The sequence below is a fragment of the Shinella sp. 20P9.1.1 genome (assembly GCF_057798995.1).
Window position 1 is genome coordinate 20,729 of record NZ_JBYOLC010000002.1, and the last position, 15,946, is coordinate 36,674.

Below are 15,946 nucleotides of genomic sequence, written 5' to 3' on the forward strand. Positions count from 1 at the left end.
CTCAGAGGCTCAGGAACTTGGCGATGACGTCATCGACTTCCGCCGTCTTCAGGCCGGCAATGTTGATGCGGCCAGAGGTCGGCATGTAGATGGCGTGCTCGGCACGCAGCTTCAGCACCTGCGCCTCTTCCAGCGGCAGCAGCGAGAACATGCCCTCCTGCTCACGGATCGCCGTCAGCACCTGCCAGCGGGCGGAAAGCCCGGCGGCAAGCCGTTCGCGGATCGCGGTGACACGCAGACGCATCGTCTCGATCTCGGCCATCCAGTCGGCCTTCAGCGCGGCGTCGCCGAGGATCATGCTGACAATGGCCGCGCCATGGTCCGGCGGCATGGAATAGCTTGTGCGGGCAAGCGCTGCGAGATTGCTGCGCACGGAGAGTGCCGTCTCGGCGTTGCTGCAAGCGGCGTAGATCGCGCCGGTGCGCTCGCGGTAGAGGCCGAAGGACTTCGAGCAGGAGACGGCGACCAGCGCTTCCGGCACGGCGGTCAGCAGTGTGTGCAGACCCGCAGCGTCCTCGTCGAGGCCGCGGCCATAACCCTGATAGGCGATATCGACGAGCGGCAGCAGGCCCTTTTCGGCGATGAGCGCGGAGACGGCGCGCCACTGCTCGTCCGTGAGGTTCGCGCCGGTCGGATTGTGGCAGCTCGCATGAAGCAGCACGGCGTCACCTGGGGCGGCACCGCCGAGCGCGTCCATCATGCGGTCAAACTGCACGCTTTGCGCGGGGATGTCGAAGAACGGATAGGTGATGACCTCAAGCCCGGCGGACTTGAAGATGCTGGCATGGTTCGGCCAGCTCGGCAGGCCGAGCCAGATGCCCTTGGTGCCCATGCGCGCCAGGAGATCGGCGGCAAGGCGTAGCGCGCCGGAACCGCCCGGCGTCTGAAGGCCGGCGGTGGCGCGGCCGCGACCGGCCTCGCCGGTGGTCAGCTCCCAGAGACGGTCGAGGAAGACGGGATCGCCTTCCGGGCCGACATAGGCCTTGGTCGGCTGCGTCTCGACGAGGCGCTTTTCGGCCTCCTTCACCGCGCGGAAGATCGGCGTGGCGCCCGTTTCGTCGCGATAGACGCCGACGCCGAGATCCACTTTGCCGGCACGCTCATCCGCCCGGAAAAGGCCGATCAGGGCGAGCAACGGGTCATCGGGCTGGCGGGTGAGGGCGTCGAACATGGCCGGGGTCCTGTCTGGGGTTGGTGTGAACGTGGTGTAAGTCAAAGTGCTCGCAAAATCGACCATGATATTGCGGAGAAAGCGCAAGAAGCTTTTGTCTTGTTGCGTTCATTCGCTAGATTGATGCAGATTTTTGCTGGAGTGGGCGGCGTGGACAAAAAGACGGCTGACGAAGTGGCGCTCGACCAGACCGACCGGCGTATCATTCGGTTGCTTGTCGAGGATGCCGGTCTCTCCAACAATCAGCTTGCGGAAAAGGTCGGCCTGTCGCCCGCACCGCTGTCGCGGCGCCTCGCGCGGCTGGAGGCGAGCGGCGTCATCCGCCACACCGTCATCGTCGATCCGCGCGCCGCCGGCATCGGCTTCCAGGCTTTTCTCGAGGTGACGCTGGAGCGCACGGCGCCGAAGGTCGGCGAGCGTTTCATCGATCTGGTGCGGCGCATGCCCGAAGTCGTCGAATGCCATACGGTGGCGGGCGATTTCGATTTCCTGCTGAAGATCGCGGTGAAAGACGTGGCGGATTACCGGCGGCTACTGTGGAGCGAATTCGAACGCATCGGCGAAATCAAGACGCTGCGCTCGACCATCCTGCTCGACAGCCCGAAGATGCAGGTCAGCCCGCTGCCCTGACCACGTTTTCCGGAACCTTCTTGCAGCTCCGCGGTTGCCCATGGCGCGGGGCGGCCCATATGATGCAGAGAACGCACGAGGAAGGACCTTTGGACAGGAACGGCAGGAACACATCGGCTGCGCTGCTGACGGCCATTCGCAACCGCCGCGGCCACCGGCCGCCGGAAAACAATCGTCCGGGTGACACCGTCATCGCCTCCTACAACGTGCACAAATGCATCGGCGTCGATCGGCGTTTCGATCCCGAACGCACGGCAAGCGTCATTGCGGAGATCGATGCCGACGTCATCGCCATCCAGGAGGCCGACAAGCGGTTCGGCGAGCGCTCGGGCCTCTTGAAGCTCGATATGCTGGAGCGCGATTGCGGCCTCGTGCCGGTGCCGATCACCGCACTTTCCTCCACCGGCCATGGCTGGCACGGCAATATGATCATGATCCGCAAGGGGGCGGTCGGCGGCGTACGCCAGCTGAAGCTGCCGGGCGTCGAGCCGCGCGGCGCGCTGGTCGTGACGCTCGATCTTCCCACCGGCAAGCTGCGCCTCGTCGCCGCGCATTTCGGCCTGTTGAAGCGCTCGCGCGAACAGCAGGCCATGGCCATCCTTGCGTCCCTCGCAGAGGACGAGGCGATGCCCACCCTGCTCGTCGGCGATCTCAACGAATGGCGCGTCGGGCGGGGTTCGTCGCTTGCCCGCCTGCATCCGACTTTCGATCCGGCCTCCGGCGCAGTGCCGAGCTTTCCCTCGCGCTTTCCCGTGCTGGCGCTCGACCGGGCGCTCGGCCATCCGCACGACTTGGTCACCTCGGTGGAGGTACATGATTCGCCGCTTGCCCGCATCGCGTCGGATCACCTGCCGATCAAGGCGCATATCGACCTGAAGGTCGTCTGGGAACGCTCGGCGGGCCCTAAAGATAGGGCGAGCCAAGCCATGTGATGCGTTCGACGAGGCGTTGCACGAAGGGCCGTGCCCGCAGATCCTCCAGTTTCACCTGCTCGGATCCGGCAAGGGCGGCGCCGATGCGTGCGCTGATCAGCTCGGCGAAATCGTGGTCTGTCACCTCGATATCCACCTCGAAGTTCAGCCGGAGCGAGCGCGGGTCGATATTGGACGAGCCGACATAGGACCAGGCGTCATCGACGACCATGAGCTTGGAATGGTTGAAGGCGCCCGATGCCCGCCAGATGCGGCAGCCGTGTTTCAGCATCTGGTCGAACTGCGCGGTCATGGCGAGATCGACGAGCTTCAGGTTGTTGGCCGAGGGCACGATGATGTCGATCTCCACCCCGCGCCGCGCCGCCGTGACGATGGCGCTGATCAGCTCCCGGTCAGGCAGGAAATAGGGCGACATGATGCGGATATGATGTTTTGCGACCGAGAGGGCGCCCATCAGCATGCGGTGATTGGTTTCCAGGCTCCTGTCGGGGCCTGAGGGAACGACGCGGGCAAGCATGCCGCTGTCGGGCGCATCAGGCGGCGGGGCGATCTGCCAGGCCGCGCCGGACAGTTCGCCGCCGCCGGAAAAGCGCCAGTCCTCGTAGGCGATACGGAAGAGATCGCTGACGACGGGGCCGGTGAGGCGAAAATGGGTGTCGAGTGCGGCCCCGTCTCCGGCAAATTCGGCGCAGAAGCCGGCGCGGATGTTGAGCCCGCCGGTGAAGGCCACGCTGCCATCGACGATCAGGATCTTGCGGTGGGTGCGCAGGTTGGCATAGGGCAGGCGCAGGCCCATGACGATATTGCCGTTGAACACATCGACCGGCACGCCCGCCCGCTTCAGCTCCGAGACGATGGAGGGAATGGAATAACGGGCGCCGACCGCGTCGATCAGCACGCGCACCTCGACACCGCGCGTCACGGCGGCCGAAAGGGCTTCCACGAAGCGTTGGCCGGCCGCGTCACGGTCGAAAATATAGGTTTCGAGCAGGATCGAGCGCTCTGCCGCGTCGATGGCGGAGAGCATCGCGGCATAGGCCTCGTCGCCGGTCGCAAGCAGCCTGATCCGGTTGCCGCATGTCAGCTTGCAGCGCCCGACCATATCGCCGAGCCGCTGCATGGCGGCGAGCGCCCGGCCGAAGGCCACCCGCATATGCTCGTTGGAAACGTCGTATTCGGCGCGGTGGTACCAGCCGGCGGCAATCAGCCCCTCGCGGCTGAGGTTCAACGTCTTGCGGCGGATGCGGTTCACGCCGCCAATGGCGTAGATGACGGGACCGACGACCGGCGAGAGCACGATGACGCCGACCCAGCCGATCGCCGCGCGCACCTCTTCCTTCGTCATCGTCGCATGAATGGCGGCGGGAATGCCAAGGATGATCGACAAGGCGACGAGGATATGCGGCCAGTAGGCGGAGAGCGTCTCAAACATGATGCGTGCCGGTCACCGCTTGCAGTCTCCTCACGCCATCGCCGCAATCCCGGCTGGCCTGTCCCTTCCTATATATTGCTCCCGACGGGGCGATTGCGAGGGGCCAAAACCCCTGGCGGAGAAGATTCTCTCAGTCCTCGAGCGTACCGGGCTTGCGATCCTTGCGGGTCGCCTCGTGGCAGGCGATCTTCATCAGGTCGTCGCCGCGCCGCGCATAACGGGCGGAGGCGCGGGTGGCGATCAGGCCGTCATGGGCTGCCGTGACGTCGATCGTGCCATCGGGTGTGCCCGGCCTGGTGATCAGCGTCGCCAGGAGATCGCCGGCCTTCACGCTGTCGCCGATGTCGCGGTGGAAGAGTACGGTGCCCGGCTCAGGTGCGCGCACCATCTCGATATTGTCGAGCGGGATGGCCGGACCGCTATAGGTTTTCGCCGTATGGGCGGGATCGGTCACAATGCCGCGGCCGGCAAGGAAATCCCAGAGGCCGTCCGCATCGCGTTTGGCCATGTCGGGATAGACATCGCGCCGGCCGCGCAGCTCGACGGTGACGGAGAGGCGGCCCGGAACGCTCTTCAGCTTGCCGCCGCCCTGATGCTTGAAGGCATGGCCGACGGCCTCCTCGAAGGCCGTGCTTTCGCCGTCGGAGAGGAACACGGCCTGCATGTCGAGGGCGGCCGCAAGATCGGCCGCCTCCGGCCAGAAGGCATCGTCGATATAGGCATATTGCAGGCTTTCGTCGTCGCAGTGCAGGTCGAGCATGAGGTCATGGCCGAGCGCCATGTGCAGCAGCGTGCGCTTCAGCCGGTCGGCAGCGCTGCGGCGGGCAAGGTTCTCCAGCAGGGTCTCGCGCTCGGCAAGCGCGATCAGCGGGTAGTCGCGGTTGAAATTGGTGCGCGATCCCAGATCGAAGCGGCCTTCCATCTCACCGAAATGGAACTGGGCGAGACCGATCGGATTGGCCTGCGGAATGACGGTGATGTCGCCGCGGATCGCGCCTTCGGCATCGGCCTTGCGCAGGCGTTCGAGCAGGAAGTGCAGCAGCGCCGTGCCGGGCAGTTCGTTGGCATGGAGCGCCGCCTGGATATAGACGGAGGGGGCGGCCGCATCGCTGCCCGTGAAGCGATAGACCGGCACGCGCCATTCGATGCCCGCCGTATCGCCGCCGATGATGATGTCCGAAATCTCCACGTCACGCCCTCGCTGAATCGTTTTTCGAAGGTTTATGCGAAGTGGACGCGGCGGAAGCAAGTCCCCGGCTACGCCGCGCAAGAAACGGGTTGAAACAAGCCGGGCAAAGCCCGATCTTGTGACAAAACGGGAACAGGAGTCGAAAATGACCGGCAAGACCCACTACCTGATCTTCGACACGGCGGGCGGTCCCTGCGGCATCGCCTGGACGCAAGCGGGCGTCGTGCGCTTCCAGTTGCCGGGCGAAGACGCCGCCACGACCCGCCGCCTGCTGCTGCGCCACCTGCCGGATGCCGAGGCCGCCGAGCCGCCGCCTGCCGTTCAGCAGGCGGTGACCGCTGCACAACGGTACTTCGCCGGCGAGGAAGCCGATTTCACAACCGTGCCGCTCGATCTCGCCGGCCAGAGCGATTTCTTCCTGAAGGTTTACGATGCCGCCCGGCGGGTGCATTGGGGCGAGACGACGACCTACGGCACCATCGCCCGCGATCTGGGTGCTGGCCCGGAAATGGCGCGCGAGGTCGGCCAGGCCATGGCGAAGAACCCCGTCGCCCTCATCATCCCCTGCCACCGCGTGCTGGCCGCCGGCGGCAAGGTCGGCGGCTTTTCCGCGCCGGGCGGTTCCATCTCCAAGGTGAAGATGCTGGCGCTGGAAGGCGTCTCCTTCGCCCCGCCGGAGCCGGCGCAGCAGTCGTTCGGGTTTTAACCGGGGAGCTTCGCCCCGGTCAGCTTGTCCGGATTGCGGGTGATATAGATGGCGGCGATGCGCCCCTCGACGATTTCCACGGCGGTCGTCTGCAGGTGGCCGTCTACCCGGCTCAAAAAACCCGGCAGGCCATCGATCACGACATGGCCGAGAAATTCCATCCGGGAACCGAGTTTTCGCGCAAGCCCGAGGTAGAGCCGGATGAGGCGATCGACGCCCTGAATGGCGTTGGGAAAGGTTAACACCTTGCCGCCCCCGTCCGAGCGCAGCGTCACATCCGACGCCAGCAGCGAACCGAGTGCCGCGGCATCGCCCAGCCGGCAGGCCTCGAAGAAGGCGCGCGTCAGCGCCTCGCCGTCTTCGCGGGCGATCTCGTAGCGCGGCTGATCGAGGCGCACATGGGCGCGTGCCCGTGCTGCCAGTTGCCGCGTGGCGGCCGGGCTGCGCTTCAGCGTCGCCGCCACGTCGTCGAGCGGCTGGTTGAAGACGTCATGCAGCAGGAAGGCAGCACGCTCCAGCGGCGAGAGGCGTTCAAGAGCCACCATCAGGGTGAGCGTGATGTTGTCGGCGCGCAGTTCGTCGTCTTCCGGTTCGATCAGCGGTTCGGGCAGCCATTGGCCCGGATAGGTCTCGCGGCGGACGCGCGCCGATTTCATCACATCGAGGCAAAGGCGCGAAACGATGCGGGTGAGCCAGGCGGCCGGTTCGGCGACTGCGTTGCGGTCGCTGCGGTGCCAACGCAGCCAGGCCTCCTGTACGACATCCTCCGCCTCCGCCCGCGAGCCGAGCATGCGATATGCCAGGCGCAGCAGCCGCGGCCGCTGCGCTTCGAAGATTTGCGTGGCCGGATCAGGCAGCATGACGCTGGTCGACCGGATGTTCGGCGCGAAACCCGACCTGTACCCGGTTCCAGACATTGATCGCGCCGATGGCGATGGTGAGCCAAGCCTGTTCGTCCGCGGTGAAGGCGGCTTCGAGGTCCGCCCAGTCGGTGTCGGGGGCATGGGTTTCAGCGACCAGCGTCAGCGCTTCGGTCCAGGCGAGGGCTGCCCGTTCACGCGCGGTGTACAGCGAGGAATCGCGCCAGCCGGCCAGAAGATGCAGGCGCATCGGATCCTCGCCGTCCTTCAGCGCTTCGCCGACATGCATGTGGATGCAATAGGCGCAGCCGTTGATCTGCGAGGCGCGCACCTTCACCAGATGCACCAGGATGGCATCGAGCGGGCTCGCCTTCAGGGCGGCTTCCAGCGCAAACATCGCCTTGAAAGCGGGTTCGGCGCGTTTGAAATAATCGGTCATGCGGGGTGACATTCCAGTCTCCTTTTCAATTCTACACCGCCATGACGAGGCCGGAACGGCAGATGTGACATCGGCGCGAAAATTTTTACAAAAAGAGAAAAGCCCCGGCGCGGGCGCCGGGGCTTTGAAATGTCACTGCGACGAGGAGGCTATCCTCATTCCCACTCGATCGTGCCCGGCGGCTTGGACGTTACGTCATAAACGACGCGGTTGATGCCGCGGACTTCGTTGATGATGCGGGTCGCGGCGCGGCCGAGGAAGTTCATGTCGTAGTGGTAGAAGTCGGCGGTCATGCCGTCGACGGAGGTGACGGCGCGCAGTGCGCAGACGAATTCATAGGTGCGTCCGTCGCCCATGACGCCGACGGTCTGGACGGGGAGAAGCACGGCAAAGGCCTGCCAGATCTTGTCGTAGAGGCCGGCCTTGCGGATCTCGTCGAGATAGATCGCGTCGGCCTCGCGCAGGATCTCCAGCTTGTCGCGGGTAATGCCGCCGGGGCAGCGGATGGCAAGGCCCGGACCCGGGAAGGGATGACGGCCGATGAAGCTGTCGGGCAGGCCAAGTTCGCGGCCGAGCACGCGCACTTCGTCTTTGAACAGCTCGCGCAACGGTTCCACGAGTTTCATGTTCATGCGGTCGGGCAGGCCGCCGACATTGTGGTGCGACTTGATCGTGACCGAGGGACCGCCGGTAAACGAGACGCTTTCGATGACGTCGGGATAAAGCGTGCCCTGGGCGAGGAATTCCGCGCCGCCGAGCTTCTTGGCCTCGTCCTCGAAGACTTCGATGAACAGGCGGCCGATGATCTTGCGCTTGGTTTCCGGGTCGGACACGCCTTCCAGCTCGCCAACGAAACGATCGACGGCATCCACATGGATGAGGTGCAGATTGTAGTGCTCGCGGAACATGGCGACGACGTCGGCCGCCTCGTTCTTGCGCATCAGGCCGTGGTCGACGAGGATGCAGGTGAGCTGCGCGCCGACCGCCTCATGGATGAGAAGGGCAGCAACGGACGAATCGACGCCGCCCGAAAGGGCGCAGATGACGCGCTTGTCGCCGACCTGCTCGCGGATCGCTTCCACGGCGCGGGCGCGGTAGGCCGACATCGACCAGTCGCCCTTGATGCCGGCGATCTTGTGCACGAAGTTCGACAAGAGCTTGGCACCGTCGGGCGTGTGCACCACTTCCGGGTGGAACATTGTCGTGTAGTAGCGCTTGGCTTCGTTGACGCAGATGGCGAAGGGGGCGTTTTCCGAGGTGCCGATGATCTCGAAGCCTTCGGGCGCGACGGTGACGCGGTCGCCGTGGCTCATCCACACCGGATACTTGTTGCCGACTTCCCAGAAGCCTTCGAACAGCGGGCTAGCCTTCAGGATTTCCACATCGGCGCGACCGAATTCGCGGGCGTGGCCGCCTTCGACGGTGCCGCCGAGCTGGGTGGCGAGCGTCTGCTGGCCGTAGCAGATGCCGAGGATCGGCAGGCCGGAATCGAAAGCGATCTGCGGCGCGCGGGGGCTGCCCTGATCGAGCACCGAGGCCGGGCCGCCGGAGAAGATGATCGCCTTCGGCTGCATGCGGTGGAAGGCTTCTTCCGCCGACTGGAAGGGGATGATCTCGCAATAGACGCCTGCTTCGCGCACGCGCCGCCCGATGAGCTGGGTCACCTGGCTGCCGAAATCGATGATGAGAACGCTGTCGGGATGAGCTGTCTGGGTCATGGCGAGCCTTTAATGAAAAACCTCGCGCCGCGCAACCGGGGACGGCCGGATTTTCAGCCGTTGCGCACGATCGTGCCGCTGGCGACGACCGCTTCCAGCACATCGACCGCAGCGGCGAGCTTTTCGTCGATGACGTGGAGGTATTCTGTCCAGTCACCGATATGGGTGAGCTCGGCCTTGCCATCGGAAATGCCGCGCAGGCCGATGAGCGGCACGCCGAAAGCCTGGCAGGCGCGCAGCGCGCCAAAGGTTTCCATCTCCACCATGTCGGCGTCGATGCCGGCATAGGCTGCGCCCGAGACGATGTTGGCGCCGGTGGAGAGCCGTGCGGCGGGAATGCCGGGAATGATGCAGGAAAGAGGAACTTCGGCCGGCAGGTCGAGGAAGGGCGTCGCGCCCCTGGTGAAGCCGAGCGGCGAGGCATCCATGTCGCGATAGGAAACGGAGGCCGCCTGATAGATCTCCGTCTGCTCCAGCGTGGCGGAGCCGGCCGAGCCGAGTGAGACGACATAATCGGGCAGGTCGCCATCCGCCGCCAGGTGGCAAAGCGCCAGCGTCAGCTGCACGGCGGCCTCGACGGGGCCGACGCCGGTCATGAGCGGCGTGATGCGGGCCTTGAGACGCGGGCCGTATTCGGGGCTGGCGGCCATGACATAGAGGATGCGCTTCGTACCGACGGTCTTGAGGGCGAAACTCATTCGGCGATGTCCTCGCGGCCGCGCACCACCATCATCGTGCCGGTCATCGAGGCGATCAGCTTGGCCGGTCCGTCGGAAATGGCATAGCCGCGCCCGTCGGCGACGATGATGTTGGAGCCCGGCTTGGTGACCTCGCCGCGGAACAGGAACCGCTCGCCACGCCCCGGCGACATCAGGTTCACCTTGAATTCGATGGTGAGGATGGAGGCATCCGCGTCGATGACGGAATAGGCGGCGTAGCCGCAGGCCGTGTCGAGGGCCGCTGAAATGACGCCGGCATGGAGGAAGCCGTGCTGCTGCGTCAGCTTCTCGTCAAAGGCCAGCTCGATTTCCACGGTGCCGTGTTCGACGCGGGTCAGCTCGGCGCCGATCAGCTTCATGGCCGGCTGCCGGCCGAAACTTCTGGTAATGCGGCCGGCGGAATCCGGCGGTGGAAAGCCTGTCATGATGCCCACATGGTGCGGGCACGCGGCCCGAAGGAACGGACCGACGTTTGCACGGCCTATGCTGCGCTGCAAGCACCTTTCAGTTCAGCGCGACGATTGCGCCGTTGAGCGCGGTCGCGAAGGCGACCCAGGCGAGATAGGGCAGGAAGAGCAGTGCCGCCGTGCGGTCCTGCCGCCACGACGCGAGGATGAAGCCCACGACCGTGACGAGAAGGCCGAGGATGACGATCAAGGCCGAGGTCGGGTCCTGAAGGCCGAAGAAGATCGGCGACCAGGCGAAGTTGAGGACGAGCTGGGCAACCCACAGGCGCATGGCCATGGAATTGCGGAGTGAAAGCCAGGTGCGTGCGCCGACAAACGCGATGACGACGTAGAGCAGGCTCCAGACCGGGGCAAAGAGCCAGTTCGGCGGATTGAACCAGGGCTTGGCGAGCGATTGATACCAGTCGCCCGGCACGTTGTTGGCGCCGATCAGAAGGCCGCCGCCGAGGACGAGGATAAGGAAGGCGAGATAGACGAGGGGCTTGTTGTTCATGCCCCTGACCTAGGGCACGCGTTGCCGCCGTCCAGAGGCATCAGCCGGCAGATTTCAGGCTGGCGATATGCTGGTCCCAGGCGACGTCTTCACGGCGTCCGGCAAAGTGGCCGTCGTAGGAGGAGACGGCAAAACCATGCGGCCCGGCAGCGATGCCGGCCGCGTCCGCGACGCTTTCGTCACGCATGACCTGTCCGCTTTTTCCGTCGAGCACGACGAAACGGCCGCCATTCGGCGAGGTGAGGCCGACGAGGCCCTCGCGGCGGTTGACGGCGATGGCGCCGACATAGTTGGCAAGGCCGACCGTGGTCTCCTCGGGCAGCGACAGGAAGGTCAGGTCCTCGCCCTTGCCGAAATGGCCGACGAGCGGCGGCAGGTCGTTGCGCGGGCCTTCATACTGACAGGCGAACCAGATGCGGCCCTTGTCGTCGAGGTCGATATGGCGGGTGGAAAGCTGGCGCAGCTTTTCCGGCAGCGCATGGCGCTCGACAAGCGCACCGCTTGCCGCGTCGATCAGAGCGAGCGAGGGCTCCATATGGTCGAGATTGAGCTTGGTGCGGCCGAAATCCGGATGGGTCTCGATCCCGCCATTGGCGGCGATCAGCAACGAGCCGTCGTCGCTGACGGAGAGGTCATGCGTGCCGATGCCATAGGTGGAATATTCACCGATGCGGCGATAGTTTTCCCGCGCATCGTAGAGACCGACGACGCCGCGATTGGCGTCGAAATCGTTCTCGCTGGCATAGAGCAGCCGGCCATCAGGCGAAAAGCAGCCGTGGCCGAAGAAGTGCCGGTTTTCGGCAGCGGCGATAGTTATCGGCTGCTTCTGGCCGTTGCGGTCGATCACCAGCGCGAAGGTGCCGGGGCGGCGGGCGAAGGCGACGAGGTGGTTGGTGGCAGGCGAAAACGCCATGCCGTGGCTGCGGGCGGGCAGCGGCGTGCGCTCGATCACGCTGCCGTCTTCGGCGAGCACCGCAATGCCGAAACTGCCGTCCGGGTCCTTGTAACCGGAGGCGAAGACGGCGTCGGTGCGCGACAGCGCGAAGGCGGCGCGCGGGGTCAGCGCCGCCGCCCAGGCCGCACCCGCCATGCGCAGGAAGGCGCGCCGGTCGAGAAGCGCGCTCTGGCCGCCCAGGTTTCTCATCAGTCGCCGTCCGAGAAGGAGAAGCCGGAGCCAAGCCCGATGGCGCCGCCATAACCGCCGTCGAGGGCGAGGATCAGCTCGCGCGTGTTGACGAGCAGGAAGTTGATCTTCTGCTGTTCCTCAGGCGTCGAAACCGCCTTCTCCATGTCGGTGTCGATCGTCGGGATGATCCGGCGCAGCGCTTTCAGGATGAAGTCGATATTGCCGTTGACCGAGGCGATGCTGGGATCGATGAGATCAGCCATGCCGGATTTGTCGAAGAGCGTTTGCAGGCCTTCAAGATTGGCTTCGATCGACGTCCAGGTGTTTCCCGAGCGCCAGAAGACCGCCGATTTCGGCCGGGCGATGCCGCCATTGCGGTAGAAGGTCTCGATGCGCTGGTCGCGCACCGCCTCCGTGCCGTGCACGAGAATACCGAGCAGCGCCGTCATCGCCTCCTTGCCGGTGCGGAAGACGGGATTGTCGGGGCCGGGATGTTTCCAGTCCTTCTGCACGCCGTCGGGCGCATCCCAGGCGGCTGCAAGCGCGCCGGCCGTCGTCTGGATATGGGTGGCGACAGCGACGGCATAGCGGCAGCGGAAGGCGTTCGGCGCTTGGGCGACCGCTTCCGAGCCGGTGCCGTAAAGCGCGAATTCGATGGCGCCGAACCCCTGGATCGCGACGCTCTTGCTGCCCATGGTCGCGGCGTCGGCATCCGCCTCGTTCGCCTTCTGCAGCAACGCCTGCACCTGCTTCAGGCCGGTGCCCTTGCGGTCGGGATAAAACAGAATGCGCTCGAAGCGGTTGTCGTCGATGACGGGGCCGATGCGCACGATTTCGATGCGGCCCCAGTCGATAACGGCCTGGCGGAAGGCCGCATCGACGGCCTTGCGGCCATCGTCGGAGGGCGCCTTGCAATAGGCTTGCGTCGTTTCGGCGAGCTTGCCGGCGGAAGCCTCGAAGGTTCGGTAGCCCGGCCGGATCACGTCGTCGATGGCGCGCGTCATGATGCCGGTGACGATCTCTTCGGTCAGTTCGGGCACGGCGGGGGCGCTACCTTCCTGTGCAAAGGCCGGCAGGCTCGTCGCGAACAGGAGAGAGGCGGCAAGTAGGGAGCCGAACCGAAGGAAAGACGGGCGCTGGGTCATCAGAGGCTCTCCAGGAAGGTCAGAAGGGCGTCGCGGTCATGTTTGTCCAGCACAGCGAAGCGGTCGCGTGCCTTCTGGCCCTCGCCGCCGTGCCAGAGAATGGCTTCGGTGAGGGAGCGCGCGCGCCCGTCATGCAGGAAGAACGTATGGCCGTTGACGGTTTTTGTAAGGCCGATACCCCAAAGCGGCGGCGTGCGCCACTCCCGCCCGGTCGCTACCCCCACCCGCTGCCCGTCGGCAAGGCCTTCGCCCATGTCGTGCAGCAGGAAATCGGAATAGGGCCAGACGAGCTGGAAGGCCTGCGCCTTGTTGGCGGCATCGCGGCGGGTCACGAATTTCGGATGATGACAGGAGACGCAGCCCGTCTCGTAGAACAGGCGCTTTCCGTCGAGCGTCTCGGCGAAACTCGCCTTGCGCCGGGCCGGCACGGCAAGGTTTTCGGCATAGAAGGTCACGAGGTCCATGACCGGCGGCGGCGCTTCTGCGTCACCAAGCCGTTTCTGCACGCCGTTGGGGCGCTCGATGCAGGCGGTCTGCGCCGGCATGCAGTCGCCCTGGTGCAACGGCACCTCCGGCGTCGAGATGCCGATATCGAAGGCGAAGGCATCCGCGCTCTGCTGGCGCACGGTGGCGGATTGCGCCTTCCAGCCGAAGCGGCCGAGCGCCTGCTTACCTGTCGTCGGATCGATGGCGACCGCCGCCTTGCCGCTGATGCCGTCTCCATCCGCATCGTCGGGGTCGGTAAGCGCGAGGATATCCGCTTCGTGGATGGCCTCGACCAGGCCGAGGCCGAGCATGGGCTGAGTGACACGCGGCGAGAGCGTCGTCGTCGCGTCGAGTTCGCCATAGGCGCGGTCGGCGACGGCGTAGGTCGGGCGGCGGAGATGGACGACCTCGCCGCCGGCCAGCGTCACCGGCTCGTCTTTGTAGTCGATGACCATGCGGCCTTCGGCCTTGAGGCCGGGAATGGCCTGATCCTGCAACTGCCGGCCATAGATCGGATCGGGCAGGCTCATCGCGTGAAAGCTCTTCAGCGCCGCCTCTTCCTCGGGCGTCTTTGCCGGGCGGGCAAGGCGCAGGAACATCGAGGTGGCGTCCGCCGTGTTGTCCTCCGGCGGATGACCGCGACCGTCCTTGATATGGCAGGATTGGCACGAGCGGGCATTGTAGAGCGGCCCGAGACCATCGGAAGCCTGCGTGGAGGAGGGCGAGGAAACCCAGAGTTTCTGGAACAGCGCGTTGCCGAGCTTGAAGGTCTCGCGCTCCTCGAAGGTGATGTTTTCGGAAAAGTGAGAGAAGCTGTTGCGGTCGATTTTCGCAAGCGAGGTCGCCGCACCGGCGGACATCGCCTCGTAGGGCTCGGCTTTGGAAAAATCCGTCGTCAGGGCCGTGACGGCCTTAACACGTTTCATGTCTTTGTCCGAAAGATCATCGCGGCCGCGTGTCTGCGAATGCGCGCTCCCCAGAACGAAAACGCCTGCGGCGACGGTGAACGCGGCGGAAACCGCGAGCAGGCGACGGGCAGGGCGTTCTGTCATGCAGGAAATCGGGCCGCATCCAAGGGAAGCGGCCCGCCTTCTTTCTATTGGAAGACAGCGGTAGGATTATCCAGGCTGTCGGAGCCTTCAAGCTCGATTTTGCCGAGGTCCAGCGACCCGATGACGCGTTCGATCGTCTTGGTCTGGTCGATCAGGCTGTCGATGGCGGTCTGGACGACCTTGTTGCCGGCCTCATTGCCTTCGCCGATCATCTGGTCATAGGCTTCGCCGCCTTCCGCACGGTCGACCAGCGCCTTGAAGGCGGCATGGCTGGCGTCGAGCTTCGCCTTCATCTCCTTATCGAGCGCGGCGTCCTTTTCCGCGACGAGCTCGGAGAGCGAGGGGCCGGTCAGCTTGGAACCGTCAGGGCGGGTATATTCGCCCGTATAGACGGTCTGGATGCCGGCGACGTCGTAATAATGCGAGTTGTGCGTGTTGTCGGAGAAGCAATCGTGTTCTTCTTCCGGATCATGAAGCAGCAGGCCGAGCTTCATGCGCTCGCCGGCGAGTTCGCCGTAAGAGAGCGAGCCCATGCCGGTCAGCATGGCGGTGATGCCGGCCTTCGGGTCGGCCATGACATTCTTGGTGGCGTCGCCATCGGCGGCCCAGGCCTTCACCATCTCTTCGAGATCGGTGACGAGCAGCGAGGACGCGGCCTTCAGATAGGCGGCGCGGCGGTCGCAATTGCCGTTGGTGCACTTGTCCTTGTCGTAATCGGTCGCCTGGCGGTTGCCGGCACCCGGACCGGTGCCGTTCAGGTCCTGGCCCCAGAGCAGAAATTCGATGGCGTGGTAGCCGGTGGCGACGTTCGCCTCGACTTCGCCGGCCTCATGCAGCTCCTGCAGCACGGCGGGCGTGATCGTCGTCGCATCGATCGTCTTGCCGGCGATTTCCAGCTTCGGATTGGCGATGACATTGCCGACGAACAGCGCGTTCTCGTCACTCTCCGTGCCATAGCTCGGGTCGACATAGTCGATCAGGCCTTCGTCGAGCGGCCAGGCGTTCACCTTGCCTTCCCAATCGTCGACGATCGGGTTGCCGAAGCGATAGGCTTCCGTCTGCTGGTAGGGCACGCGCGCCTTCAGCCAGGCTTCGCGCGCTGCCTTCAGCGTTTCGTCGCTCGGCTTGGTGATGAGGGCGTCGACCGCCGCGTCGAGGGCTTTCGCCGCGTCGAGCGAGTCGGAGAACTTGGCGTGCGCGATTTCGGCATAATGTTTGACGATCGCAGCCGGATCGGCCGCCGCATGGGCGGAGCCGATGGCAAGGCTCGACGTCGCGGCAGCAAGCACGAAGGCGGCCGCGCGAAGGAAGGAAGTGGTCATGACGTCTCCTGGTGTCCTGTTTTGGCGTGTCCCCCGACACCGGACGTCGCGACCGATGG

The 15,946-nt window shown here is 65.2% G+C and carries 16 protein-coding genes; 3 read left to right on the forward strand and 13 right to left on the reverse strand.

Translation table 11 applies throughout. From position 1 onward, the window contains the following. Window position 1: 1 nt before the first annotated feature. On the reverse strand, window positions 2-1,171 hold the full coding sequence (locus AC27VQ_RS03675; RefSeq protein ID WP_488715271.1) for an amino acid aminotransferase: 1,170 nt from the start codon (window positions 1,169-1,171) through the stop codon (window positions 2-4). Window positions 1,172-1,321: 150 nt separating this feature from the next. On the opposite strand from AC27VQ_RS03675, the gene AC27VQ_RS03680 reads away from it, so the two are divergent. Together AC27VQ_RS03680 and AC27VQ_RS03685 are read left to right on the forward strand one after the other, a co-directional pair. Beyond that, window positions 1,322-1,801, forward strand: a complete 480-nt coding sequence (locus AC27VQ_RS03680) for an Lrp/AsnC family transcriptional regulator (protein WP_488715272.1) — start codon at window positions 1,322-1,324, stop codon at window positions 1,799-1,801. 62 nt (window positions 1,802-1,863) lie between these two features. After that, window positions 1,864-2,733, forward strand: coding sequence for an endonuclease/exonuclease/phosphatase family protein (locus tag AC27VQ_RS03685; protein ID WP_488715560.1), 870 nt, complete (start codon window positions 1,864-1,866; stop codon window positions 2,731-2,733). Here the strand turns inward: AC27VQ_RS03685 and AC27VQ_RS03690 are convergent. After that, window positions 2,705-4,165 carry a phospholipase D-like domain-containing protein gene (locus tag AC27VQ_RS03690; RefSeq protein WP_488715273.1) on the reverse strand — a complete coding sequence of 487 codons (1,461 nt, stop codon included), beginning with the start codon at window positions 4,163-4,165 and terminating at the stop codon, window positions 2,705-2,707. The two genes, AC27VQ_RS03685 and AC27VQ_RS03690, sit on opposite strands and share 29 nt — an antisense overlap. Before the next feature lie 130 nt (window positions 4,166-4,295). After that, window positions 4,296-5,354 carry a M14 family metallopeptidase gene (locus tag AC27VQ_RS03695; protein ID WP_488715274.1) on the reverse strand — a complete coding sequence of 353 codons (1,059 nt, stop codon included), beginning with the start codon at window positions 5,352-5,354 and terminating at the stop codon, window positions 4,296-4,298. 145 nt (window positions 5,355-5,499) lie between these two features. Here AC27VQ_RS03695 and AC27VQ_RS03700 point away from each other — a divergent pair, with 145 nt between their 5' ends. Continuing rightward, window positions 5,500-6,060, forward strand: a complete 561-nt coding sequence (locus AC27VQ_RS03700) for a methylated-DNA--[protein]-cysteine S-methyltransferase (protein WP_488715275.1) — start codon at window positions 5,500-5,502, stop codon at window positions 6,058-6,060. On the opposite strand, the gene AC27VQ_RS03705 is transcribed toward AC27VQ_RS03700, so the two are convergent. The 10 genes from AC27VQ_RS03705 to AC27VQ_RS03750 form a co-directional block, all read right to left on the reverse strand. After that, window positions 6,057-6,920, reverse strand: a complete 864-nt coding sequence (locus tag AC27VQ_RS03705; protein WP_488715276.1) for a sigma-70 family RNA polymerase sigma factor — start codon at window positions 6,918-6,920, stop codon at window positions 6,057-6,059. The genes AC27VQ_RS03700 and AC27VQ_RS03705 overlap by 4 nt on opposite strands. Beyond that, window positions 6,910-7,371, reverse strand: a complete 462-nt coding sequence (locus AC27VQ_RS03710) for a carboxymuconolactone decarboxylase family protein (RefSeq protein ID WP_488715277.1) — start codon at window positions 7,369-7,371, stop codon at window positions 6,910-6,912. Before AC27VQ_RS03710 ends, AC27VQ_RS03705 begins: the two co-directional genes overlap by 11 nt. 143 nt (window positions 7,372-7,514) lie before the next feature. Next, window positions 7,515-9,077, reverse strand: coding sequence for a glutamine-hydrolyzing GMP synthase (guaA, locus tag AC27VQ_RS03715; RefSeq protein WP_488715278.1), 1,563 nt, complete (start codon window positions 9,075-9,077; stop codon window positions 7,515-7,517). A 53-nt stretch (window positions 9,078-9,130) separates the two neighbouring features. Further along, a complete protein-coding gene (locus AC27VQ_RS03720) occupies window positions 9,131-9,775 on the reverse strand; it encodes a 5'-methylthioadenosine/S-adenosylhomocysteine nucleosidase (protein ID WP_313530198.1) in 645 nt (214 codons plus the stop codon). Next, entirely contained in the window at window positions 9,772-10,221 is a 450-nt protein-coding gene (locus AC27VQ_RS03725; RefSeq protein WP_313530201.1) for a PaaI family thioesterase, read from the reverse strand. The genes AC27VQ_RS03720 and AC27VQ_RS03725 overlap by 4 nt, the downstream gene beginning before the upstream one ends. Before the next feature lie 79 nt (window positions 10,222-10,300). Next, on the reverse strand, window positions 10,301-10,756 hold the full coding sequence (locus tag AC27VQ_RS03730) for a TspO/MBR family protein (protein WP_421592157.1): 456 nt from the start codon (window positions 10,754-10,756) through the stop codon (window positions 10,301-10,303). 40 nt (window positions 10,757-10,796) lie between these two features. Next, window positions 10,797-11,900: a DUF1513 domain-containing protein gene (locus AC27VQ_RS03735; protein ID WP_488715279.1), complete on the reverse strand. Its 1,104-nt coding sequence runs from the start codon at window positions 11,898-11,900 to the stop codon at window positions 10,797-10,799. After that, window positions 11,900-13,027, reverse strand: a complete 1,128-nt coding sequence (locus tag AC27VQ_RS03740) for an imelysin family protein (protein ID WP_488715280.1) — start codon at window positions 13,025-13,027, stop codon at window positions 11,900-11,902. The genes AC27VQ_RS03735 and AC27VQ_RS03740 overlap by 1 nt, the downstream gene beginning before the upstream one ends. Then, complete coding sequence (locus AC27VQ_RS03745) at window positions 13,027-14,565, reverse strand: di-heme oxidoreductase family protein (RefSeq protein ID WP_488715281.1); 1,539 nt, start codon at window positions 14,563-14,565, stop codon at window positions 13,027-13,029. The genes AC27VQ_RS03740 and AC27VQ_RS03745 overlap by 1 nt, the downstream gene beginning before the upstream one ends. A gap of 44 nt (window positions 14,566-14,609) precedes the next feature. Next, window positions 14,610-15,887 carry an imelysin family protein gene (locus AC27VQ_RS03750; RefSeq protein WP_488715282.1) on the reverse strand — a complete coding sequence of 426 codons (1,278 nt, stop codon included), beginning with the start codon at window positions 15,885-15,887 and terminating at the stop codon, window positions 14,610-14,612. Window positions 15,888-15,946 lie beyond the last annotated feature (59 nt).